This is a genomic window from Streptomyces sp. NPDC037290 (assembly GCF_055603245.1).
On the sequence record NZ_JBVJVZ010000007.1, the window covers coordinates 137134 to 161915 of the forward strand.

General features: G+C 68.3%; 17 protein-coding genes. 7 read left to right on the forward strand and 10 right to left on the reverse strand.

The window, feature by feature from the left end:
• Window positions 1-102 precede the first annotated feature (102 nt).
• The 4 genes from rsmG to ACZ7HQ_RS24840 all read left to right on the forward strand — a co-directional run bounded on the left by rsmG (window position 103) and on the right by ACZ7HQ_RS24840 (window position 4274).
• Window positions 103-819 (forward strand): 16S rRNA (guanine(527)-N(7))-methyltransferase RsmG, encoded by a 717-nt coding sequence (gene rsmG, locus ACZ7HQ_RS24825; protein WP_470993897.1) that lies wholly within the window; start codon window positions 103-105, stop codon window positions 817-819.
• Between the two features lie 344 nt (window positions 820-1163).
• The gene (locus tag ACZ7HQ_RS24830; protein ID WP_470994393.1) at window positions 1164-2237 is read left to right on the forward strand and encodes a ParA family protein; all 1074 of its coding nucleotides are present in this window, start codon (window positions 1164-1166) and stop codon (window positions 2235-2237) included.
• On the forward strand, window positions 2234-3334 hold the full coding sequence (locus ACZ7HQ_RS24835; RefSeq protein WP_470993900.1) for a ParB/RepB/Spo0J family partition protein: 1101 nt from the start codon (window positions 2234-2236) through the stop codon (window positions 3332-3334). The genes ACZ7HQ_RS24830 and ACZ7HQ_RS24835 overlap by 4 nt, the downstream gene beginning before the upstream one ends.
• Window positions 3335-3656: 322 nt before the next feature.
• On the forward strand, window positions 3657-4274 hold the full coding sequence (locus ACZ7HQ_RS24840; RefSeq protein ID WP_470993903.1) for a GNAT family N-acetyltransferase: 618 nt from the start codon (window positions 3657-3659) through the stop codon (window positions 4272-4274).
• Window positions 4275-4364: 90 nt separating this feature from the next.
• Here the strand turns inward: ACZ7HQ_RS24840 and trxA are convergent, their stop codons facing one another.
• From trxA to ACZ7HQ_RS24875, 7 genes are all read right to left on the reverse strand, one after another.
• Complete coding sequence (gene trxA / locus ACZ7HQ_RS24845) at window positions 4365-4697, reverse strand: thioredoxin (protein ID WP_470993906.1); 333 nt, start codon at window positions 4695-4697, stop codon at window positions 4365-4367.
• Window positions 4698-4749: 52 nt separating this feature from the next.
• Complete coding sequence (gene trxB, locus ACZ7HQ_RS24850; protein ID WP_470993908.1) at window positions 4750-5721, reverse strand: thioredoxin-disulfide reductase; 972 nt, start codon at window positions 5719-5721, stop codon at window positions 4750-4752.
• 151 nt (window positions 5722-5872) lie between these two features.
• A complete protein-coding gene (locus tag ACZ7HQ_RS24855) occupies window positions 5873-6814 on the reverse strand; it encodes an anti-sigma factor (protein ID WP_470993911.1) in 942 nt (313 codons plus the stop codon).
• Entirely contained in the window at window positions 6811-7527 is a 717-nt protein-coding gene (gene sigM / locus ACZ7HQ_RS24860) for an RNA polymerase sigma factor SigM (RefSeq protein WP_470993913.1), read from the reverse strand. Before sigM ends, ACZ7HQ_RS24855 begins: the two co-directional genes overlap by 4 nt.
• Window positions 7528-8291: 764 nt before the next feature.
• Window positions 8292-10013 carry a protein kinase family protein gene (locus tag ACZ7HQ_RS24865; protein WP_470993916.1) on the reverse strand — a complete coding sequence of 574 codons (1722 nt, stop codon included), beginning with the start codon at window positions 10011-10013 and terminating at the stop codon, window positions 8292-8294.
• 118 nt (window positions 10014-10131) lie between these two features.
• Window positions 10132-12510: a murein biosynthesis integral membrane protein MurJ gene (gene murJ, locus ACZ7HQ_RS24870; protein WP_470993919.1), complete on the reverse strand. Its 2379-nt coding sequence runs from the start codon at window positions 12508-12510 to the stop codon at window positions 10132-10134.
• A 45-nt stretch (window positions 12511-12555) separates the two neighbouring features.
• The gene (locus ACZ7HQ_RS24875; protein WP_470993920.1) at window positions 12556-14937 is read right to left on the reverse strand and encodes a DUF6049 family protein; all 2382 of its coding nucleotides are present in this window, start codon (window positions 14935-14937) and stop codon (window positions 12556-12558) included.
• Between the two features lie 277 nt (window positions 14938-15214).
• Between ACZ7HQ_RS24875 and ACZ7HQ_RS24880 the strand changes: the two genes are divergently transcribed.
• Window positions 15215-16681 (forward strand): CCA tRNA nucleotidyltransferase, encoded by a 1467-nt coding sequence (locus tag ACZ7HQ_RS24880; protein ID WP_470993922.1) that lies wholly within the window; start codon window positions 15215-15217, stop codon window positions 16679-16681.
• A gap of 116 nt (window positions 16682-16797) precedes the next feature.
• Here the strand turns inward: ACZ7HQ_RS24880 and ACZ7HQ_RS24885 are convergent, their stop codons facing one another.
• From ACZ7HQ_RS24885 to ACZ7HQ_RS24895, 3 genes are all read right to left on the reverse strand, one after another.
• Window positions 16798-18060, reverse strand: a complete 1263-nt coding sequence (locus ACZ7HQ_RS24885; RefSeq protein ID WP_470993924.1) for an MFS transporter — start codon at window positions 18058-18060, stop codon at window positions 16798-16800.
• A gap of 104 nt (window positions 18061-18164) precedes the next feature.
• Window positions 18165-19247 (reverse strand): inositol-3-phosphate synthase, encoded by a 1083-nt coding sequence (locus ACZ7HQ_RS24890; protein WP_470993927.1) that lies wholly within the window; start codon window positions 19245-19247, stop codon window positions 18165-18167.
• Between the two features lie 43 nt (window positions 19248-19290).
• Complete coding sequence (locus ACZ7HQ_RS24895; RefSeq protein ID WP_470993929.1) at window positions 19291-19974, reverse strand: PadR family transcriptional regulator; 684 nt, start codon at window positions 19972-19974, stop codon at window positions 19291-19293.
• 363 nt (window positions 19975-20337) lie between these two features.
• Between ACZ7HQ_RS24895 and ACZ7HQ_RS24900 the strand changes: the two genes are divergently transcribed.
• Window positions 20338-23040 (forward strand): transglycosylase domain-containing protein, encoded by a 2703-nt coding sequence (locus ACZ7HQ_RS24900; RefSeq protein ID WP_470993932.1) that lies wholly within the window; start codon window positions 20338-20340, stop codon window positions 23038-23040.
• Between the two features lie 200 nt (window positions 23041-23240).
• A complete protein-coding gene (locus ACZ7HQ_RS24905) occupies window positions 23241-24773 on the forward strand; it encodes a glycosyltransferase family 87 protein (protein ID WP_470993935.1) in 1533 nt (510 codons plus the stop codon).
• Window positions 24774-24782: the final 9 nt, after the last annotated feature.

The window sequence follows — 24782 nt, forward strand, 5'->3', positions numbered from 1 at the left end:
CACCGGCCCCGTCTGTTGAGCAGACGGGGCCGAACTTTGTCAGCCTGGTAGTTCTGGTGGCCGGTGCGCGAAGCGCCGGCGCTGTACGGAAGGACGGTCCCCGTGACGGAGGCAGCGGAGCTTCCCCCCGCGCCCGAACAGGCGCGGGCAGTGTTTGGTGATCGCTTCGCCGATGCGGTCCGCTACGCGGAGCTGCTTGCCGAGGCGGGTGTGCAGCGTGGCCTGATCGGCCCGCGGGAAGTGCCCCGTCTGTGGGAGCGGCATCTGCTGAACTGTGCGGTGCTCTCCGAGGCCGTCCCCGAGGGAGTGACGGTCTGCGATGTCGGTTCTGGCGCCGGCCTGCCCGGCATCCCGCTGGCTCTGGTCCGGGAAGACCTGAACATCACCCTGTTGGAGCCGCTGCTGCGGCGCACCAACTTCCTCACCGAGGTCGTGGAACTGCTCGGCCTGGACCACGTCACGGTCGTACGGGGCCGTGCCGAGGAGGTTCTGGGGAAGCTGTCGCCGGTCCATGTGGTGACTGCTCGTGCCGTGGCCCCGCTGGACCGTTTGGCTGCCTGGGGCATCCCGCTGTTGCGCCCCTACGGTGAGATGCTCGCGCTCAAGGGGGACACCGCCGAGGAGGAGCTGAAGGCCGCGGCCACGGCACTCAGCAAGCTCGGTGCGGTGGAGACCTCCATCCTGCATGTGGGCGAGGGAGTGGTGGACCCGCTGTCCACCGTCGTGCGGGTTGAGGTCGGGGAGAGCCCCGGCGGTGTGCGGTTCGCGGCGAAGCGCGCGAAGGCCGCCCGGACCGGCCGGGCCCGTCGACGCCGCTGATGTAAGGAGAGGCGTCCATGCTGGGTGGTATGGACGCCTCTGGTCCGGCCTGACGACGAGACGTACTCCACACAAGCTGCCAAACCTATGCAGGCCGGAGTGTCGCGAAGATCCTGTCGCCGTCGCTGTGCATCGTGTTTCACGTGAAACGTCGCTCACTGTTGCACGGCATCATCAGTCGCGGCCGGGCTGCGGCCGAACCTCGCGACCGCAAGCCCCTCGGTTCCCTGGGGGATGAGCCCGTCTCTCGGGGAACTCCGCCCATCTCCAGAGGCACGGAGTTGTCCACAGAGGTGGATTTCTCCACAGAACACCAGGCCTCACTGGTTCACGACCCCGAAGGCATGGGAGGCTCTGTTCATTGCGAGCCTGAAGTCGAGGAGAGTGAATCCTTGCGGTCCGACGCCAACATCGCGGGACCGATGACCGATCCGGTCCCCGGTCCCCGTACCGAGTCGATGGGGGCGGATGTTTCACGTGAAACACCGCCCCCGATGGACGACACTCCCATCGGTCGTGCGGCCCAACTGGCGGTAGAGGCTCTGGGCCGCGCCGGCGAAGGCCTGCCACGACCGGAGCAGACCCGAGTCATCGTGGTCGCCAACCAGAAGGGCGGCGTGGGCAAGACGACGACGACCGTCAACCTTGCCGCCTCGCTGGCTCTGCACGGCGGCCGTGTCCTGGTGATCGATCTCGACCCCCAGGGAAACGCTTCCACGGCCCTCGGTATCGACCATCACGCCGAAGTCCCTTCCATCTATGACGTGTTGGTCGAGAGCAAGCCTCTCGCCGAGGTCGTCCAGCCGGTCCCCGACGTGGAAGGTCTCTTCTGCGCCCCCGCCACCATCGATCTGGCCGGAGCCGAGATCGAGCTGGTGTCCCTGGTGGCCCGCGAGAGCCGACTGCAGCGGGCGATCCAGGCGTACGAACAGCCACTGGACTACATCCTCATCGACTGCCCGCCCTCGCTCGGACTGTTGACGGTCAACGCCTTGGTGGCGGGCCAGGAGGTCCTCATCCCGATCCAGTGCGAGTACTACGCACTTGAGGGCCTGGGCCAGCTGCTGCGCAACGTCGACCTGGTGCGGGGGCACCTCAACCCCACGCTGCATGTGTCGACCATCCTGCTCACCATGTACGACGGCCGGACGCGTCTCGCCTCCCAGGTCGCCGAAGAGGTGCGCACCCACTTCGGCGACGAGGTGCTGCGGACAAGCATTCCCCGCTCGGTCCGTATCTCCGAGGCGCCGAGCTACGGGCAGACGGTGCTGACTTACGATCCTGGTTCGAGCGGTGCCCTCTCGTATCTTGAGGCGGCCCGAGAAATCGCGCTGAGGGGCATCGGCGTCAGCTACGACGCAAGCCAGGCCCATATCGGCGCACAGAACGACCCGAGCATGGTGGAGGGGATCCAGTGAGCGAGCGACGGAGGGGGCTGGGCCGTGGGCTCGGCGCACTGATCCCCGCTGCCCCGACCGAGAAGACGCCGACACCGGCCGCGCTGGGAGGCGGAGCGTCCGTCTCCCCGGCGGCGGTTCCGGTGCTGACGACCGACCGTGGAGTGGCCGCGGCGAAGGTGGCCACGCTGCCGCCTGTTTCACATGAAACCGAGGAGCCGCCGACGGGCCCGGTCACGGAGACGCCGGCTCCTCCGATGGGTGCGCACTTCGCCGAGATCCCTCTTGACGCGATCTCGCCGAACCCGCGCCAGCCGCGAGATGTCTTCGACGAGGACGCACTGCACGAGCTGGTCACCTCCATCAAGGAGGTCGGTCTCCTGCAGCCTGTCGTCGTCCGGCAGCTGGGGCCCGCCCGCTATGAGCTGATCATGGGTGAGCGCCGTTGGCGTGCCTGCCGTGAGGCCGGCCTGGAGGCCATCCCGGCGATCGTCCGGGCCACGGAGGACGAGAAGCTCCTCCTGGACGCGCTGCTGGAGAACCTGCACCGCGCGCAGCTGAACCCGCTGGAAGAGGCGGCCGCCTACGACCAGCTGCTCAAGGACTTCAACTGCACGCATGACCAGCTGGCCGACCGGATCGGGCGATCCCGGCCCCAGGTCTCCAACACCCTGCGTCTGCTGAAGCTCTCCCCGACGGTTCAGAAGCGCGTTGCCGCCGGAGTGCTCTCCGCCGGTCACGCGCGGGCCCTGCTGTCGGTGACGGATCCGGAGGAGCAGGACCGGCTGGCTCACCGCATCGTGGCCGAGGGCCTGTCCGTGCGCGCCGTCGAGGAGATCGTGACCCTGATGGGCTCGCGGCCCCAGAAGCCGCAGCGCCCCAAGGGCCCGCGCGCCGGCTCCCGGCTCTCCCCGGCCCTGAACGAGCTGGCGACCCGTCTGTCGGACCGCTTCGAGACCCGGGTGAAGGTCGACCTCGGTCAGAAGAAGGGCAAGATCACCGTCGAGTTCGCCTCCGTGGACGATCTCCAGCGGATCCTGAGCACCCTCGCTCCGGGTGAGGGGCCGGTGTTGACGCCGGAGCTGCAGGACGACGCCACGGAGGACCAGGACGACTGAGCCTGGTCCGACCGTCCCGGTCGTTCAGAGAGCGGGCTGTGTCCGGTGTGTACCGGAACACGGCCCGCTCTTTGCTTTGAGGCGGTATCGAGGGAATCACATCGTGGATACGATGCGATCGGGTATGGCACATCCACCGGACAGCATCTGCATCTCTGAGTGGGGAGACGGGGGCCATGCGATCGATGAGCCGCACCGGACTGGTGAGCGCGGGCCTGGGCCTTGGAGCGGTCGGCGGATTCGTCGGCAGCCTGCTCAGGGAGCGGAGCGCTCTGACAGCCGCCCGTGATGCGGCGGGCGAAGGAAGCGAGGAACAGCCTTCATGGGGCGTCGGCTCGTGCCGCTCACGCTGGACAACCTTCAGGACCTTCCCTCACGCTGCCGGTCATGTGTCTTCTGGGAGCTGGACCCCGTCAGCGGTGAAGCGGCGGTAAAGGCGGGCACCTGCGCGCTGGAGAAGGAAGCCTGGATCTCCGCCGTCCTGCTGGACTGGGGGTCGTGCGGCCGGGTGGTGTACGTCGATGACGTGCCGGTGGGCTTTGTGCTCTACGCTCCTCCCGCCTATGTCCCGCGCTCGACGGCCTTTCCCACGAGTCCTGTCTCTCCCGACGCTGTGCAGCTGATGACGTCGTTCATCATGCCCGGCTATCAGGGCCAGGGACTGGGCCGCGTGCTCGTGCAGACGGTCGCCAAGGATCTGCTGCGGCGGGGCTTCAAGGCGATCGAGGCCTTCGGTGACGCCCGCTGGAAGGAACCCGCCTGTCTGCTGCCGGCGGACCATCTGCTGGCCGTCGGGTTCAAAACGGTCCGGCAGCACCCCGCACATCCCCGGCTGCGGCTGGAGCTGCGGTCGACGCTCTCCTGGAAGGAAGACGTGGAGATGGCGCTCGACCGGCTGCTGGGGGCTGTCCAGAAGGAACCCGCGCTGCGGCCGCTCTAAAGTGAATGGGCCAACCCAGCCGGGTTGGCCCATTCGTGTTTCACGTGAAACATGCACCGCCGGCGCGACGGTACCGCTCTATGCTTCGCCCTACTTGGTGATGAACTCCTCGAGGTCGCGGACGATCGCGGCCTTCGGCTTGGCACCCACGATGGTCTTGGCGACCTCGCCACCCTGGTAGACGTTCAGGGTCGGGATGGACATGACGCCGTACTTGGCGGCCGTACCCGGGTTCTCGTCGATGTTCAGCTTGACGATCTCAATCTTGTCGCCGTACTCGGCAGCGATCGCCTCCAGGGACGGGGCGATCTGACGGCACGGACCGCACCAGGCGGCCCAGAAATCCACCAGGACGGGCTTGTCGTTCTTGAGGACGTCCTGCTCGAAGGAATCGTCCGTCACATTCTTCAGGGTGCCGGCCACGGCGGGCTCCTTAACTGGATCGTGGGGTGGGGCGAGGTGAAGGGGGGGAAGATCAGACGGCGGCGGTCTTCTCGGGCTCCGCCTTGTCCTCGTCCGCGAGGGCGGAGAGGAAACGCTCGGCGTCGAGAGCGGCGGAGCAGCCGGTGCCGGCCGCGGTGATCGCCTGGCGGTAGGTGTGGTCGACCACGTCACCGGCGGCGAAGACACCGGTCACATTGGTACGGGTGGACGGGGAAGCGACCTTCAGGTAGCCCTCCTCATCCAGGTCCAGCTGGCCCTTGAACAGCTCGGTGCGCGGGTCGTGACCGATCGCGATGAACAGACCGGTCACGGGGAGGTCGGACAGCTCGCCGGTCTTGACGTTGCGCAGCTTCAGACCGGAGAGCTTCTGCTCGCCCTGGACCTCGGCGACTTCGCTGTCCCAGACGAACTTGATCTTCGGGTCGCCGAAGGCCCGCTCCTGCATCGCCTTGGAAGCACGCAGCGTGTCCCGACGGTGGACGATCGTCACGGACTTGGCGAACCGGGAGAGGAAGGTGGCCTCCTCCATCGCGGTGTCACCGCCGCCGATCACGGCGATGTCCTGGTCCTTGAAGAAGAACCCGTCACAGGTGGCGCACCAGGAGACGCCTCGGCCGGAGAGCGCGTCCTCGTTCGGCAGACCCAGCTTGCGGTGCTGGGAGCCGGTAGTGACGATGACGGCCTTCGCCTGGTGGACCGTACCGGCGGTGTCGGTGACGGTCTTGATCTCGCCGCTGAGGTCGACGGAGACGATGTCGTCCGGGATGAGCTCGGCGCCGAATCGCTCGGCCTGCGCCCGCATGTTGTCCATGAGCTCGGGGCCCATGATGCCGTCGCGGAAGCCCGGGAAGTTCTCGACCTCGGTGGTGTTCATCAGCGCGCCACCGGCGGTGACGGCCCCCTCGAACACCAGAGGCTTCAGCGACGCGCGCGCGGTGTAGAGCGCCGCCGTGTAGCCTGCGGGCCCGGAGCCGATGATGATCACGTTACGGACGTCGCTCACGGCTTGATTCCTCGTCTCTGGTCTGCGTCAGTCGACCGGCGGGAGCGCCTTTCGGAACTCCCACCCCACCCAACGGATCCTACGGGGCGCGCATTCCCGCTGTGTCGGGGCACACGCATGCGCGGAGCGACTGATGGAGCGGCCAGCAGACTCAGGAGCGGGTGAAGGAGTGCTTCAGCAGAACCTTGCCGACGGTTCCGGGCTGCTGCCGGATGCAGGCCTCGTCGACGATGTAGGCCGTGACGTGTGTGCTGTCGCCGGCATCGGGCACGACGACGAGATAGGCGGGCTTTCCTTCGTACATTCCCGTCTTGGCGCCCAGAACGTCGTCGCCCTGGTGGAGCGCCGCCCGGACGCAGCTGGGGACGGCCACATCCTTCTGGAGAAGAGTGTTCGCGCTTTCGGTCGAGTGGGGGCTGTTCTGCTCCGTATCAAGGCCTGACCGGGGCCGCTGTCCGTGCTGTGACTTCTCCTTGGTGGCGACCAGATCCTTCACCTGGCTCTCCAAACTCGCGCCGGAGAAGGGCCCGACGGAAGGAGCCGGCTTTCCATGGGCCGTGGTGTCATCGGAGGAGTGATCGCCGAGCGACTGCAGCACCAGGGATCCGGCTCCGAGGATGGCCGCGGTGAGAACGGCTCCAAGGACCACGCGTGTGCGGCGTCGACCTCGCTCGCGACCCGTGCGTCCCGGGCCGGTCGTCGCTGCGCGCGGACGTCCTGCGGGCCGGTCGGATGGGAGCGATGTTTCACGTGAAACATGACGCTCGGCGTGCTCAGCGCTCTCACGGGCAGGCCCGGCCGTCCCGGAGACCTGAGCGCTCGGCACGTCGAAAGCGGAGGCGCTGAGCAGTGCCTCGGCGGCGAGGGCGGCATCGATCCGACCGGCCACATCGGCAGGCATGCGCTCCGCCGCCGATACGGAGCCCAGCAGACCCCGGATCTCCTCCAGTGAGGCACGGACGTCCGCGCACAGCTCACAGGTCTGAAGATGGCGCCGTACGTCCACGCTGCGGTCCGGAGGGAGAAGGCCCTCGGTGAGGTCGGAGATCTCGGCGACGTCCGGGTGCCCGGCCGTGTCCGTCGTGGAAGTCACGCTCGCCCACCTCCGCCCTTCACTACGGCTGAATCGCTCGGCCCGGTGTCCTCGGGGCTCTCCTTCGAAGACCCCGTTGCCGGTGGGACGGATGTCCCCTCCACCCGGTTCCGTCCCGCGGGGGGTTCTTTTCCGCTTCCGGAGCCTTCAGGTCGTAGATGGGTGAGCAGAGGCAGCAGCCGGGCCCTGCCCCGGGCACAGCGGCTCTTCACCGTGCCCGTCGGCACATCGAGGATCCGGGCGGCCTCGGCCACGGGATAGCCCTGCATGTCCACGAGGACCAAGGCGGCCCGCTGGTCGTGCGGGAGGGTGCCGAGGGCTTCGAAGAGCTGGCGCTGCACATCGCTGCGCTCGGCCGGTGCCGAGGCCGACTCGTGCGGCTCCAGCAGCTGCTCCAGCCGCTCGGTGTCGTCCACCGGCGAGGTCTTCCGCGAGGCCGCCTTACGGGCACGGTCCAGACAGGCGTTCACCGTGATCCGGTGCAGCCACGTCGTGACAGCCGACTGGCCCCGGAAGGTATGGGCAGCCCGGTAGGCCGACACCAGGGCGTCCTGGACCGCGTCAGCGGCCTCCTCACGATCCCCCAGCGTCCGCAGCGCAACCGCCCAGAGCCGATCCCGGTGCCGCCGCACGATCTCACCGAAGGCATCCGGGTCGCCGGCCACGTGACGGGCCAGGAGGTCCTGATCACTCACGTCGGATCCGTCCGGCACTTGTCCCTCCTTCCGCGCAGACCCTACGACATATCCCTTTGGACGAGGTATCCCTCCGACGCCGGTCCGGTGTCTTGTCTTGCCCCTTCGCCGATAAGGGAAAGCACCCGATCGTCCGTTCGATCGGGTGCTTTTCTTCCGTCAAGTCATGGCCGAGACGGGGTCAGTCCTTTGTGAGCCATGGGGCGAGGGTGTAATCCCCTTACACCTCACCTACGGTCAATCAGTACCAACCGGTGCAAATGGTGCCATGGCCGCTTGTGTCTCCGCAGGCCCGCACCGTGTGGGGTGAGCCATCGAACAGAATCTCCCCTTGAGGAGTCTGGGTGGAGCGCGACGGAGTGGTTGTGTACTGGCGCGCAGTCCACGTCCTTCCGCCGTTTATGGAATCATCGATCCATACGCGTGCATTGCGAGCGTTCAGACTTCCGGAAATGATGCCTCTGCCGTAGTCATGTCCGTCGGGGCAGCGGTAAATCTGCAGAATAATGTCGTCTCCGTGTCCGGAGTTCGTCTTCTGCATACGGTAGCTGCAATCCCAAGTCGCGTATGCGCTCGCCGTTCCCGTGGCAGTCAAAATCCCGCCGAACGTCAGTGCCGCAGTAATGGCAAATGCCCCGAGCGACCTTCGCTTCATTGTTTCCCCTCCAGAGTGCGGGCCGGCATGCATAGCGATGAGGTGGTCGGCTCATCTGGCCAGCACGAAGATCATCATTGCAGATCCGCACTCTGGTTCGCAAGATCGTTCAACTCTGCGACGGGAACTAGGAGGCGCCCATCAGCCTTACTTCTGAAATACCGCCCCGAAAGAGATCCGGAGAGCCGTCTGTGGGCAACTCGGTTACATGAACGAGTACATAACGCGTGCGCACTGGTTTGCTGAGCGTGGTCTTAAGCCGCTCGCCCACCGTTGCCAGCGGAGTCAATCGCTGAGGGAAATCGCTGAGAGAGGTGGCTCCGGAAGCGTTCTCGTCCGCGGCCAGGACTTCCACCTTCTGGTTGCTTCGATACATCAAGATATCGAGATCGGTGACCCTCTGTACGCTTCCGAGGTCAACGATGATTCCGCTTCCCTCTTTTCGATTCGGCAGGTTGCCGAAATTGGCGTATCCCTGGTACTGGGGGGTGACCCATGCAGTCCCCGCATCCCCGTCGACAGCGAGAGGCACCTGACCCTGCTGGATGCCCGAGCCACTGGGCGTGAACTCATGGGCACTCTGGATCTTCAGCTGCGTCGGCTTGGGCTTCGTGGCGCCCTTGCCCCCGTCGTCGGTCGTCTGGCTCTTCTTGGTGTCCTCCGACTTGCCGCTCTGGTCCATCAGGGCGTCCGCCAACTGCCAGCTGCCCAGGCCGAGGGCGGCAATGAGAAGAGCCGACACGGCCCACTTCAGGGCCTTGCCGGTGCGGCTCTGCAGCGGGGGCGGCGGGGTCGCGATCGGCTGGGCCGCGCCGGGGTGCGGCATCGGGCGGCCGTACGTGCCCTGCTGGTAGGTCGTGCGCTGGTACTCCGGCGGGGCCGTGAACGCCGGCTCCGGCGGGCGGATGCGCGGCATCTCACCGATCGCCTTCACCAGCTCCTCCGGCGTGGTGCACGGAGCCTCATGACGGGAGGCGGTGGCCCCGTCATTGGCGAGAGCGCGCATGGCCAGCTCGGACAGGCCCCGGTGAACACCGGCCCGGACCTGGTCCGGCGCGATCAGACCGACGCCCTTGGGGAGGCCGGACAGACCGTACGCGTCGCTCTCGTACGGCCAGCGCTGGGTCAGCGCGGCGTACAGCAGGGCACCGAGCGCCTCGGTGTCGGTGCGCTGCGGGGTGTCGGAGCTGATGCCGCGCAGCGCGGCGTTCACGGCCAGGCCCCGGATGCGCCACTGGCCGGTCGAGGCGCGCAGTACGGCGTTCGGGTTCAGCCGCAGATGGGCGAGGCCCTCGCGGTGGGCGGCGGCCATGGCGGAGGCGACCTGGCTGACCATCTGGTAGGCGTCGTGCGGCTCCAGGGGGGCGGCCGTGAGGAGAGTGGTCAGCTCGGTGGCGTCGGGCAGCCACTCGTGCACGACGTAGACGAGGTCGTTCTCCTCGACGGCGTCCAGGACCTGGACGAACCGTGGATCGCCGAGCAGCGCGGACGAACGGGCGGCAGCCAGGACGGCACGGGCCCGCGCATGGTCCGCGGGAAGAACATGCACGCCGACGGCCCGACGGAGCTTCTCGTCGACCGCACGCCAACTGCTGAATCCGTCCAGACGGGTGACGCACTCCTCCAGCCGGTAGCGTCTGGCCAGCTTGTGACCACTGTGCAGTTCGGGAGGCGAGGCCTTCTTCCCGGAAGTCCCGGTCCCGTCACTCCCCCGTGCCTCGTCGCTGTCCGTGTCCCGCTCCGGGTTCTTGGCCACCCCGTCGGCCGTGGACTGCTCCGCCTTGGCGGTCAGCGGCTGGTCACCGCTGTTGTCTGCCACGTCGACGGCAGCCGTGCTCCGTTCCGCCACCGTCGTCCCTGCCTCCCCATCCGTTGCACGCTGTCCGACGCCGAAACCAATTGTGCCCACAGTCCGCCGCTATGCACGACACACGGCGGCGGACGATGGTTGTGCACCTACCCCCGCCTCAGCGGCCCAGACGTCCGCGGACCATGCCCACGAGCGAGTTGAGTTCCTCGATGCGCATCCGGCGGGCGGCGACGAAAAAGACGCCGAGCAGGACGGCACCGCCGGCGAGCAGTGCGGCGAAGGAGCCGATGGCGCCCTGGCCGAGAGTGTGCCCGATGCCGTAGCAGGCCGCGCCGCTGAGCAGGGCCGCCGGTACGGAGGCGATGCACAGGCGCGCGTACGTCCGCATCACCCGGGCGCCGTCCAGGTCGCCGCCGAGCCGCTTGCGCAGCCGCCGCCAGGCGACGCCCACACCGATCGCGTAGGCGAGCCCGTACGCCGCTGCCATGCCCGCGACCGCCCAGCGGGCCGGCAGCAGGAAGTAGCAGAGCGCCGAGGCGCTCGCGTTCACGGCGGCGACGATGACGGTGTTGTAGAACGGCGTGCGGGTGTCTTCGTAGGCGTAGAAGGCCCGCAGGACGACGTACTGCACCGAGTACGGGACCAGGCCGAGGCCGAAGGCCATCAGCATGTAGCCCATGTTGGTGGCCGAGTCGGTGCCCGCGGAGCCGAAGATCAGCGTGCACATCGGAATGCCGAGCGCGAGGAAACCGAAGGCGATCGGGACGATGGCGACGGCGGTGGTGCGCAGGCCCTGGGAGATGTCGTCGCGGACCGCGCCGGCGTCACCCTCGGCGGCCGAGCGCGAGATGCGCGGCAGCAGGGCGGCCATCAGGGAGACCGTGATGATGGCTTGTGGCAGGCCCCAGATCAGCTGCGCGTTGGCGTAGGCGGCGAAGCCGGTGCCCTTGATGCCGGAGTCCTTGCCCGCGGCGGTGGACAGCTGGGTGACGACCATGGCGCCGGCCTGGTTGGCGAGGACGAACAGCACCGTCCACTTGGCGAGCATCGCGGCCTTGCCCAGGCCGTGGCCCCTCCAGTCGAACCGCAGCCGGATCCGGAAGCCGGTCTCGCGCAGGTACGGGATCATCGCCAGCGCCTGGACGACCAGGCCGAGCAGCACACCCACACCGAGCAGCCGCTGGCCCTCCGGCGGGATGTTGGTGACGTCCATGTGGGAGTTGGCGGCGGTGCCGTAGACCCAGATGAACATGCCGAGGGTCACGATGATGACGATGTTGTTCAGGACCGGGGTCCACATCATCGCGCCGAACTTGCCGCGCGCGTTGAGGATCTGGCCCATCACCACGTGGATGCCCATGAAGAAGATCGAGGGCAGGAAGTAGCGGGTGAAGGTGACCGCCACGTCGTTGGCTGCGGGGTTGGTGGCGACCGGGTTGGACAGCAGACGCACCAGCAGCGGCGCGGCGAACATCGCGAGACCGGTCAGGGCGGCCAGGGCCACCATCACCAGGGTCAGCAGCCGGTTGGCGAAGGCCTCGCCACCGTCCTCGTCCTCCTTCATCGACCGCACCAGCTGCGGCACGAAGACGGAGTTGAGACCACCGCCGACGGTGAGGATGTAGATCATCGTCGGCAGCTGGTAGGCCACCTGGAAGGAGTCGGCGAGGAAGCCGAGACCCAGCGCCGCCGCGATCAGCGCCGAGCGGATGAAGCCGGTGAGGCGGGAGACCATCGTGCCCGCCGCCATCACGGCACTGGACTTCAGCAGCCCGGCGGCCTTGCCGCCCTTCTTCGCGGGCGCGGCGGAGGGCGCGGGTGCCGCATGAGCGGCGGGAGCGGTCGCCGCGACGGACTCCGCGTCCCTGTGCGGACCGGCGGGATCCGGAGCCGGCGCCGGGGCGGGTACCGGCGGCTGTGCCGGTGTAGCCGGGTAGGAGGCCTCGGCGTACGGATAGCCCTGCCGGGGGCCCTGGCCGGGCGCGGGCGGGTACTGGCCGACGGGACCGTGCCCGGCGCCCGGAGGGGCGGCCGGTCCGGGGAAGCCCGGCGGATCCATGGGCGCCTGCCCACCGCTCTGCTGCTGGTCCTTGAAGAGGTGCGCGAAGGCGTCCGGCTCGTGGTACTCCTCGCCGGAGTGCGTGACCAGGTCGTCCACGCCGACGAACTGGGTGGTGCGCGGATCGTCGCCGTACGGCATATGAGGGGCGGCACCTTCGGGCTCCGGCGCCGGCGTCTGCGCCCACACCCGGGGGTCAGGGGCGTACGGGGACTGGGCGGGCGTGCCGTACAGCGGCTGCTGCTGCTCATAGCTGCCCGGAGCGGGCGGCGGGTGCGCGGCGCGGTCGTAGAGCGCCTCGGCCACCGGATCCTGCGCGGTCAGGTCGTGCGCCCGGTAGGGGTCCTGGTCGTAGGCGTCCTGGAGGTACATGTCCGCCGCTTGCTGCGGCGGTACCTGACCGGGCTCCGGCGGCGTCCCGGGGGAGCCCGAGCCGGCCGCGCCCTGGCCGCGATCACCGTCGTACGGCGCGTTCATGCTTACCCCACCTCATCGTCCCTGGCTCACCGGCCACGACATCGCTCAACGGTCCACTCTCTCACCCGTCCCGGACGGGTCGGCGCTTTCCGGTGCGGTGTCCGGCGCAGGGTCACTCGGGTGCTCCGGGTCGTCTGCCCCGGAGGGGGAGCCCGATTCCTCGGGCGTGTCCGGGAGACGGTCTGCGGGGGCGTCGGGGTTCCCCGGCTCGTCTGCGGTGTCCTCCGCCGGGCCGGGGCCGTCCTCCTCCGTCTGGCGGGCCGCGGCGCGCTTGCGCTGGGTGTACATCCGGAATCCGGCGAGAACGAGGAGGAGTACGCCGCCGCCGATGACCAGCATCACCGTGGGCGTGATCTCGGTGACCTTCACGTCGAAGCTGACGGGGTCGCCGTACTTCTGGCCGTCCTCCGTGTACAGCTGGGCGACCACCGTGACCCGGCCGTTCGCGTTGGCCGAGGTGGTGAATTTCACGGACTGGCTGTGCCCGCCGGAGATCTCGACCCGCTGCTCGGAGTAGGCCTTGCCGCCGATCTTCAGACGGGTCGGCATGTTCGAGGTGAGACGCAGGACTAGATGGCCTACGGGCTGGACGAGGTTGTTCTGCACGGTCACCGGGATGGTGGCGCTGCGGCCGGAGAGCTTGGTCTCCGACTTGTGGATCAGGTTGACCTGGTCGGCCAGGTGGTCGAGCCACCCCTCGACGCCGTTGCGGTAACCGGTGGCTTCCGCGCTCCTGCCCCGCCACGACGTGGACATCTCACGGTTTATGGCCCGTCCGAACGGCGTCACGACGCGGGACTGGTCGGAGAGGATCACCTGGAAGCTGTCGAGTTTGTCCTGGGTCCGCGCGATCTGCTCGAAGGCCGCCTGGGGCAGCTCCCGCGAGCGCAGCGAGGAGGGATAGGCGGACCCCGACGGGATGCGCGTGGTGGCATTGGGGTCGGGCTTGTCCTTGGCGGCGGCGCCGAGGCCCTGGGTCTGGGACCAGTTACTGCCCTGGAGCGCCTTCACCGCCGCCGCCATCGCCTGTGCCTGGCTCCCGGTGGGCATGCGCTGCGGGGCGACGACGATGCTGCGCTGCTTGTCCGTCTGCGCGTTCACCTCGAGGCTCTGGGCCAGGAACTCCTGCTCGGCGAGCGTGGCCGAGTCCGCCTTCGTCAGGTCGCCCTCGAAGGCAGTGGACAGCCGGGCGTCGGAGACCACCGCCGTGGTGCCCCCGCCGACCGGGCGGGCGGCAGAAGGCGTGTACGGCAGTCCGGCGGTTTCCCGGAGGCTGTCGCTGCGGGCGATCACGCGGTCGGCCCCGGCAGAGGTGGCGACCTTCATGATCGCCGGGTCGACTGCGCCCTCCGCCGGCCAGGCGAAGTCGGTGCTCGGCGTGACGTGAAGCACGGTGTTGACGGTGATGGCTGCGACGTCGGTGGCGTCCTTGAGGTGGCTGAGGGAGCCGGTGACGCTGGTGCCGCTGTGGGCGAGGGACGCGAGGTCCGGGTCACCGAAGGGCAGCGCGACGACTTCCTTGCCCGCCACCGCCTTCTGCAGATTCGCCAGCCACTGCTTGGCGAGCACCTGGTGCTCCCGTGGGCCGGGCGTGGTGGTGTCCCCGTCGCCCGGCAGCCGGTAGTTGCCGGTCGCCATCGTGTCCACCGAGGCCAGCAGGTCCGGGTCGATCACCCAGGTGACGTCCAGGTCCTTGCCCAGGTCCACCATCTGGGCCAGTCGGCCGCCCGGCGCCAGCTCCTTGGCCAGGTCGTCGTTGCGGAACACCGGTGTCTGGAGCTCGCCGGCACCCGTCTTGGCCGTCATGTGGACCGTGGAGAGCAGCGGCCACAGGAACGTCGTCCGGGTCTTGGTGTCGGCCTCGGACGGCTGCCACGGCAGGAACGTCCGCTGGATGCCCAGCACCTGGTCCCAGGGCTGCGCGGCGGTCTGGCCGGAGAGGGCGACCCCGAGCTCGTAGACACCGTCGTCACCGAGGTCGAGCTTGTCCACGGGGACGGAGATGCTGAAGTGCTCCGCGACGCCCGGGGACAGCTTGGAGAACTTCTCCTCGTACTTGCCGCCGACCTCGGAGCCCGTGCCGCCCTGCACCTCGTCGGAGTGCTGGGCGACGGCGTCGATCGCCGAGCGGGTGTCCAGCATGGGGCCGACCTGCAGGCCCACGTGGGCGCTGGTGACGGGCTGCTTGCCGTTGTTGGTCACTGTGCCCGACACGGTCAGCGTGTCCCCGTCCGTGGGGGCGCTGGGGCTGAGCGAGTCCAGGGAGACGGACACCGCGTCCGAGGAGGCGGCCTGGGCGGGCGCCGCGGCGGGCAGCTGCAGCAGCCCGGCCAGCAGAGGCGCCCCCGCGAGCATCGCGCCGGTGCGCCGCAGCCACCGGCGGGCAGGTGAGGCACTGGTCCCCTGGAAGTCTGCCGCCTCGGCCACGCGCTCGCCCGTCCCTCGTCGTCGTCAGTGGTCGTCGGAATGTGCGTCCACGCATGGTAACGATGCGCGCGGAGGGGAAGTGCCGCGGTCTCCCTCACAAGATCGGGAAACTCCGGCGGCACATCCTCTATATCCAGTATCGAGCCGAGAGCTTCCGAACGCCGCGAGGGCAGTGCTTGCGACGGGTATGCAAGGGGCTGTCCGCAGCCCCTCCGGGGCCGGACCCGGAGGAAATGGAGAGCGCCCCTGGTCGCCGGGGCACGTACCCTCTTCTGTTGTGCCGAACCCCAACGAAGACACTCCCTCTGCCCTGAGCCAGGCGCAGCAGCGCGCGGTCGCCGAGCTGCTGCGGGTGGCCCCCGTCGCCGACGATCTTGCCCGTCGATTCCAGGAGGCCGGGTTCTCCCTCGCCCTGGTCGGCGGCTCGGTGCGCGACGCGCTGCTCGGCCGGCTCGGGAACGACCTGGACTTCACGACGGACGCCCACCCCGAGGACGTACTGAAGATCGTCCGTCCCTGGGCGGACGCCGTCTGGGAGGTCGGCATCGCCTTCGGCACCGTCGGCGCGCACAAGAGCGCCCGTGTCGGAGACACGGATTGGCACTTTCAGATCGAGATCACCACGTACCGGTCAGAGGCCTACGACCGCACCTCACGCAAGCCCGAGGTGTCGTACGGCGACTCCATCGAGGAGGATCTGGTCCGCCGGGACTTCACGGTCAACGCGATGGCCGTGGCGCTGCCCGAGAAGGAGTTCATCGATCCGCACGGAGGCCTGGAGGACCTTGCGGCGCGGGTGCTGCGAACGCCGGGCACGCCCGAGGATTCCTTCTCGGACGATCCCCTGCGGATGATGCGGGCCGCACGGTTCGCCGCCCAGCTGGACTTCGCGGTCGCCCCGGAGGTCGTCACCGCGATGACGGAGATGGCCGGCCGTATCGAGATCGTCTCGGCCGAGCGGGTCAGGGACGAGCTGAACAAGCTGATCCTGTCCGCTCACCCGCGCAAGGGGCTGAGCCTGCTCGTCGACACCGGGCTCGCCGGTCATGTGCTGCCCGAGCTGCCGGCGCTGCGGCTGGAGCGGGACGAGCACCACCGGCACAAGGACGTGTACGAGCACACGCTGATCGTCTTGGAGCAGGCGATCGCGCTGGAGCAGGAGGGTCCGGATCTCACGCTCCGGCTGGCCGCGCTGCTGCACGACATCGGCAAGCCCCGCACACGCCGCTTCGAGAAGGACGGCCGGGTCTCCTTCCACCACCACGAGGTGGTCGGCGCCAAGATGACCAAGAAGCGCATGACCGCCTTGAAGTACTCCAACGAGCTGGTGAAGGACGTCTCACAGCTGGTCGAACTTCACCTGCGCTTCCACGGCTACGGCACCGGAGAGTGGACGGACTCGGCGGTGCGGCGTTACGTCCGTGACGCCGGCCCGCTGCTGGACCGTCTGCACAAGCTAACCCGCTCGGACTGCACCACCCGTAACAAGCGGAAGGCCGTCGCGCTGTCCCGGGCCTACGACGGCTTGGAGGAGCGCATCGCTCAGCTGCAGGAGCAGGAGGAGCTGGATGCGATCCGCCCGGATCTCGACGGCAACCAGATCATGGAGATCCTGGGCGTCGGTCCGGGCCCGGTCGTCGGCAAGGCGTACAAGCACATGCTGGAGCTGCGTCTGGAGAACGGCCCGATGGAGCATGACGCGGCCGTGACGGCTCTCAAGGACTGGTGGGCCGAGCAGAACTGATCTCTGCTGGGTCGGGCTCGGCGATGTTTCACGTGAAACACCCCGCCCGGACTCCTGGCACCGAGGGGCGATGTTTCACGTGAAACATCGCCCCTTTCCGTTTCCCGGCCACCGCCTCAGCGACGCTCGAAACGAGCCACGGCGGCGGTGACCCCGCCGTAGAGCACGGCGACGAGGATCACCAGGAATGTCGAGCGGCCGTCCGGTGGCAGTATCAGAGCCGCCACTCCGGCCGCGCCGACGAAGGCCACGTTGAAGAGCACGTCGTACACGGAGAAGATCCGGCCGCGGAATGCGTCGTCGACACCGGCCTGGACGATGGTGTCGGTGGCGATCTTGGCGCCCTGGGTGATCAGTCCCAGGACGAAGGCCGCGATCAGGAGGGGCCGGCTGGCGAAGGGAAGACCGAGGGCGGGCACCAGTACGGTGGCGGCGCCCGCGCACACCGCGATCCAGCGCCCGGGGCCCAGGTATCCGGCCGCCCACGGCGTCACGGCAGCCGCCGCGAAGAATCCTGCGCCGGACATCGCCAGCATGAGCCCGAGCAGCCGGAGCCCTTCCTCGGGCGTCGTGGAGAGGGCGTACCGGCACAGCATGAGCAGGAGGACGAGCAGCGCGCCGTAGCAGAAGCGCATGAGCGTCATCGCGGCCAGTGCCCAAGCGGCCTCCCTGCGCCGGGGCCCGGTCAGATGCCGGACGGCCGCCATGAGCTCGCGTGCCGTCTCGGCGAGGGCGGTGGCCATGTGCGGCCGCTTCGGTTGCTGGTCGGGACCGAGGAGATCGGGCGCCATGGTGAGCGCGGTGAGGCCGGCGCACAGATAGAGGAAGGCACCGAGGAGTACCACCGCCGCGTCGGAACCCGACGCCACGAGCCGTACGGCGAAGGCCAGACCGCCGCCCGCGGTCGCGGCAAGTGTTCCGGCCGTCGGTGACAGTGCGTTGGCGAGCACCAGACGGTCGGCGTCCACCACGCGGGGCAGGGACGCGGACAGCCCGGCGAGGACGAAGCGGTTGACGGCGGTCACGCACAGCGCGGAGACGAAGAACAGCCAGTCCGGGACCTGGCTGACGATCAGCACAGCGGTGATCGCGGCCAGCAGGGCGCGCAGCAGATTGCCGTAGACGAAGACCTGTCGACGTCGCCAGCGGTCGAGCAGGACGCCGGCGAACGGGCCGACCAGTGAATAGGGGAGCAGCAGAACCGCCATGGCGGAGGCGATGGCGGTGGCCGAGGTCTGTTTCTCGGGGGAGAAGACGACGTACGCGGCGAGCGCGACCTGGTAGACGCCGTCCGCGCCCTGGGACAGCAGGCGAATGGACAGCAGACGTCGGAAGTACCGCAGGCGCAACAGGACGCGCAGGTCACGGACGACGGGCATGGGGCACAGCCTCACACATGCGGAAGGTCCCCGGGTCGGTGAACCCGGGGACCTTCACAGCCCTGGCAGGAGCGTTCCGGTGGGAGCGATCGCCCTCGGGGGCTTTAGCGCTCGACCTCGCCGCGGATGAACTTCTCGACGTTCTCGCGGGCCTGGTCGTCGAAGTACTGGACCGGCGGGGACTTCATGAAGTACGAGGAAGCCGACAGGATCGGGCCGCCGATGCCGCGGTCCTTGGCGATCTTCGCGGCACGCAGGGCGTCGATGATGACACCCGCGGAGTTCGGGGAGTCCCAGACCTCGAGCTTGTACTCCAGGTTCAGCGGGACGTCACCGAAGGCGCGGCCCTCGAGGCGGACGTAGGCCCACTTGCGGTCGTCCAGCCAGGCCACGTAGTCGGACGGGCCGATGTGGACGTTCTTCTCGCCGAGGTCCCGGTCGGGGATCTGGGAGGTGACGGCCTGCGTCTTGGAGATCTTCTTGGACTCCAGGCGATCACGCTCGAGCATGTTCTTGAAGTCCATGTTGCCGCCGACGTTCAGCTGCATCGTGCGGTCGAGGATGACACCGCGGTCCTCGAAGAGCTTCGCCATGACGCGGTGCGTGATGGTGGCGCCGACCTGGGACTTGATGTCGTCACCGACGATCGGCACACCGGCCTCGGTGAACTTGTCCGCCCACTCCTTGGTGCCGGCGATGAAGACCGGGAGGGCGTTGACGAAGGCGACCTTGGCGTCGATGGCGCACTGGGCGTAGAACTTCGCCGCGTCCTCGGAGCCAACCGGGAGGTAGCAGACCAGGACGTCGACCTGCTTGTCCTTCAGGACCTGGACGACGTCGACCGGCTCGGCGTCCGACTCCTCGATGGTCTGGCGGTAGTACTTGCCGAGACCGTCGAGGGTGTGGCCGCGCTGCACGGTGACACCGGTGCTGGGCACGTCGCAGATCTTGATGGTGTTGTTCTCGGAGGCGCCGATCGCGTCCGCGAGGTCGAGGCCGACCTTCTTGGCGTCGACGTCGAACGCGGCGACGAACTCGATGTCGCGCACGTGGTAGTCACCGAACTGCACGTGCATCAGGCCGGGGACCTTGGACGCCGGGTCGGCGTCCTTGTAGTACTCGACTCCCTGCACCAGCGACGCCGCGCAGTTGCCCACGCCGACGACGGCTACGCGAACCGAACCCATTCCGGTTGCTCCCTGTGTGTACGAGTGAGGCCCTGACTGGGTCTCACGTGGCGGTGTCTCCGGGCGTATCCGTCCGGGGGGTGTCCCCGAGACGGGGCAGGCCGCCCGTCGATCCAGTGGTGGTGTCCTGCTGAGCGGACTCCCCGGACGCGGAACCCTTCAGGTCCCGCCCGGCCCGCTCGCTCTCGATGAGCTCGTTCAGCCAGCGCACTTCGCGCTCCACGGACTCCATCCCGTGGCGCTGGAGCTCAAGTGTGTAGTCGTCGAGGCGCTCCCGTGTGCGGGCCAGGGAGGCACGCATCTTCTCCAGACGCTCCTCCAGCCGGCTGCGGCGGCCCTCCAGCACGCGCATGCGCACATCGCGCGACGTCTGCCCGAAGAAGGCGAAGCGTGCGGCGAAGTGTTCGTCCTCATACGCGTCGGGGCCGGTCTGCGAGAGCAGGTCCTCGAAGTGCTCCTTGCCTTCCGCCGTCAGCCTGTAGACGATCTTGGCGCGGCGTCCGGCGAGCGGAGCGGCGAGGGCGTCCTCGTGAGTGCTGCCCGGTTCCTCGATCAACCAGCCGCTGGTGACCAGCGTCTTGAGGCAGGGATACAGGGTCCCGTAGCTGAACGCACGGAACACACCCAGGGACGTGTTGAGTCGTTTGCGCAGCTCATAGCCGTGCATCGGGGACTCGCGCAGCAGGCCGAGCACGGCGAACTCGAGGATGCCGGAACGTCGGCTCATCGTCGCCTCCTCTCGGTCCCGAGCGTCTTTATCTCGCGCTGATGTATCGACTCGATACATCACGACGATAGAACGGCCTGCCTCGGGCGACAAGAGGGGCCGTGGTGAACGGGATCACATCACCGATTCATACGGTGCAGGTTGCCTGATTTGGGGTGAACTTCAGGGCTCGGCGGGTTTTGGGGGTGCGTAGTCTGTGCGGCATGCACGCCACCGGGAACCAAGTGACGCCCGGGGAGCGTCGTCGTCCCCGGTGCAGTACGGGTGAATGCAGGACCGACCACATCCGTACTTCGGGGGGACCGGAAATCAGCCGCCGTTCCAGGCGCGCACGGATGCGCCTGCCCGAGGAGTAATCGTTCGATGAGCGAGCACCGTCGCAAACCGCCGCAGCCGCAGGGAGGCGGACGTGCCGCGGCCCGACGCGGCCAGCCCGGCTCGTCCTCCGGTCGCCGTGCGGCACCGCGGGGCGCCAGCGGATCGCCTGCCGACTCGTACGGGACCGCGTCCTACGAATCGGAAGACGCGGCACGGCCGTACGGAGGTCGCGCCGAGGCCCGGCGCGCGGCCCAGAGAGGCGGTCGCCGCCGAGGACCCGAGCCGGCCGGTCCCGGTGGCCGGCGCGGTGGGCCGGGCGGGCCTGGCCGCGGCGCTGGCCGCGCGGCTTCCCCCACCAGGAAACGCATCATCGACTATCCGCGCGCCGACAAGTACGGCTGGCGCCGATGGGTGCCGTCGTGGAGGCTCGTCACCGGACTGTGCATCGGGTTCGTGGGAAGCCTCGTGGCGGTGGCGGGCATCGCATACGCGATGGTGAGCGTCCCCAACGAGGCCGCGGTCGCCAAGGCGCAGAACAACGTCTTCTACTGGTCCGACGGCTCGGTGATGGTCGCGACCGGCGGCGAGATCAACCGCCAGAACATGAACTACGCCAGCATCCCCAAAGAGATGCGCTACGCCGTCATCTCGCAGGAGAACAAGACCTTCGAGACGGACAGCGGTGTCGATCCGAAGGGTATTGCGCGCGCCGTCCTGAACATGGCCCGCGGCGGTCAGACACAGGGTGGTTCGACCATCACCCAGCAGTACGTCAAGAACGCGATGCTGAACGACCAGGCACAGACGTTGTCCCGGAAGTTCAAGGAGATCTTCGTCGCGATCAAGGTGGGAGCCCAGGTCCCCAAGGAAAAGATCATGGAGGGCTACCTCAACACGACGTACTTCGGCCGTGGGGCCTACGGGCTCCAGGCCGCGTCCCGGGCGTACTTCAACAAGGACGCGACGAGGCTGAACCCGGGCGAGTGTGCCTTCCTCGCGGCGATGGTCAAGGGCGCCACGTACTACGACCCGGCGGGCGCGACGTCCCTCGACCCCGCCGCGACGCCGGACGCCAACAGCAGGCGGGCGCTGGCGCAGATGCAGGACACTCTTGACAAAATGGTCCAGTACGGCCATCTGAGTCCTGCGGAGCGCGACAAGTACAGGACCCTCCCCAAGATCCAGAATCCCCGGTCGAACGGCCAGCTGGGCGGTCAGATCGGCTATCTCGTCGACCTTGCCAAGGCGTACCTGGTCAACAACCCGGAGACGCACATCACTGCGGACGATCTGCAGAAGGGCGGCTACCAGATCTACACGACCTTCGACAAGAAGAAGGTCAAGGCGCTGGAGGCCGCCGTCAAGAACGTCCAGAAGGCGAACATCAAACCCGCTCTGCGGCCCAAGACGGACACCCACGTCCAGTTCGGTGGGGCTTCCGTGGACCCGACCTCGGGTGCCATCAAGGCCATTTACGGCGGTGAGGACGCCACGAAGCACTTCACCGACAACGCCGACTCGACCGGTGCCCAGGTGGGTTCGACCTTCAAGCCGTTCGTGCTGGCGGCGGCCATGAAGTGGGGCGTGCGCGATCCGCACGGTCCGGCGGAACAGCCCCAGGACGCGCGCACGAAGGCTTCCCCCGAGAGCCTGTACAGCGGCAAGAACAAGCTCAAGATCAAGGAATACAACGGTCAGGTCTGGACCGACAAGGACGGCAACGAGTGGCTGCAGACCAACGACGGCGGTGAGTCCGTCGGCAAGGCGCCGAACTACAAGATCGACCTTCGCGAGGCGATGCAGTACTCGGTCAACTCCGCCTACGTCCAGCTCGGCATGGACGTAGGGCTGGACAAGGTCAAGGAGAGCGCCATGGACGCGGGCATTCTCAAGGGGAGCCTCGCCAGCGCCGATTACCCGTCCTTCTCGATCGGTACGTCGGACCCCAGCGCCATCCGCATGGCCTCCGCCTACTCCACGTTCGCGGCCAGCGGTCAGCGGCGTGATCCCTACTCCGTCGTGAAGGTGAGTGACAAGGACGGGGTGGTCTTCACTCACCAGGACAAGTCCACCGAAGCCTTCACCCCGGCGGTCGCCGACAACGTGACCGACGTGCTGAAGACCGTGGTGGACAAGGGCACCGGCACCAAGGCCCAGCTCCCCGGCCGGGAGGTCGCCGGTAAGACCGGTACCACGGATGGCAACAAGTCCGCGTGGTTCGTCGGCTACACCCCGCAGCTGTCGACCGCGATCAGCATGTTCCGCCTGGACGACAACGCGAACAACAAGAACCGCAAGTTCCTGGAGATGTACGGAACGGGTGCCCAGGAAAAGATCCACGGTGCCTCGTTCCCGGCCGAGATCTGGCACGACTACATGGCCCAGGCGCTGCAGGGGACACCGGCGAAGAACTTCCCGCCCCCGCCGCCCATCGGCGAGGTGCTCAACGCCGACCCGAGCCCGGCGCCGACGCCGTCGGCCAGCCAGAGCCAGACCGCGAGTCCGTCGCCGAGCCCGTCACCCAGCGACACCGCCACGTCCCCGTCCCCGTCCGCGAGCGACACCTGCCAGTGGAGCTGGGGCAATAACTGCAACGGCAACAGCAACGGCACCGGTGGCACGGACACGGGTGGTACCGACGGGGGCACCGTTCCGACCCCGACGGCCACGGAGACGACCGGGACCGGCGGCAACACCCGGGGCAACGGCAACGGCAATGGAGGCATCTTCGGGGGCCCGACCGGCTGAGGTGAGGAGCCCCACGCCGTAGGCGCCGGCTGTGGCATGAGGCACATGAACAGGGGTCGTCGGGTCTCCCGACGGCCCCTCCCCCTTTTCTGCGGGGGAAACGTTCTGCGGGGAAACGGGACAGACACAAGACCGGATCAGCGCGAGAAGCCGTCCGAGCGCCACGCCGCTCCACAGGCGGGTACGGCAGGATGTGCCCCATGCCCAGTGCAGAGATGACGCCCGCGAGCATGCACGAGCCCGAGGCCGTGCGGCCCGCCACGGCAGAACCGGTGCGGCCGACCAGTGAGGACGAGATCGCCCGGGCCGGCAGCGAGCTGATCGGCGGTCCCCTGGGGCGGCTGGCCCTGCTCGGGACCTCCTGGTGGACCCCCGTGCGGGTCGTCGCGCTCGTGGCGATCGGCATGTTCGCCCTCGGCCTGGTCCAGAAGGCACCCTGCTACCACAGCGCCTGGTTCTTCGGCGCGAGCAGCCAGTACACGCACGCCTGCTACTCGGACATCCCGCACCTCTACCAGGGGCGTGGGTTCGCCGATCACCTCGTGCCGTACTTCGACAAGCTCTCGGGCGACATGGACTACCTCGAATACCCGGTACTGACCGGCGTGTTCATGGAGGTGGGGTCCTGGCTGACCCCGCACAGCGGCTCCATCCAGCACCAGGAGCAGTGGTACTGGTTCGTCAACGCCGGGATGCTGATGGTGTGCGCGGCCGTCATCGCCGTCTGCGTGGTCCGCACCCACCGCCGGCGCCCCTGGGACGGCCTGCTGGTCGCCCTGGCGCCCGCCTTCGTGCTCACCGCGACCATCAACTGGGACCTGCTGGCCGTGGCGCTCACGGCCGCGGCCATGCTGATGTGGTCCCGGAGCCGTCCCGTCGCCTTCGGTGTCCTCCTGGGCCTCGCCACGGCCGCCAAGCTCTACCCCGTGTTCCTGCTCGCCCCGCTGCTCGTGCTGTGCTGGCGGGCCGGCAAATGGCGGGAGTACGCCCAGGCCGTCGGCGGCGCGGCGATCGCCTGGCTCGTGGTGAACCTGCCGGTGATGCTCTTCGCCTTCCAGGGCTGGTCGAAGTTCTACACGTTCAGCCAGGAGCGGGGCGTCGACTTCGGCTCGTTCTGGCTGGTCTGGGCGCAGAACTCCAGCAACCCGCCCGGCATCGGCTTCGTCAACACCGCTGCGATGGTGCTGGTGGTGCTGTGCTTCCTCGGTATCGTCGCGCTGACGTTCACCGCCCCGCGCCGGCCGCGCTTCGACCAGCTGGCCTTCCTGATGGTGGCGGCCTTCATCGTCACCAACAAGGTCTACTCACCGCAGTACGTCCTGTGGCTGGTGCCGCTGGCGGTCCTCGCCCGGCCCAAGTGGCGCGACTTCCTGATCTGGCAGGCGTGCGAGGTGGCGTACTTCCTGGGCATCTGGATGTATCTCGCCTACACGACCAGCGGAGACGCCCACAAGGGCCTGCCGACGCACGGCTATCAGTGGGCGATCGTGCTGCACCTGGTGGGCACGCTGTACCTGTGCGCCGTCGTCGTACGGGACATCCTCATGCCGGAGCGGGACGTGGTGCGGCGCTCGGGGGACGACGATCCCTCGGGCGGGGTGCTCGACGGCGCACCGGACGTCTTCGTGCTCGGCGTGGCAGCCCACCCGCCGCGGCACGCCGCCCACTTCGAGGGGCCTCAGGTGGACTGGGGCAGGCCGGTCCCGTCGTCCCCGGAAGACCGTTCGCTCTGAGCGAACGCG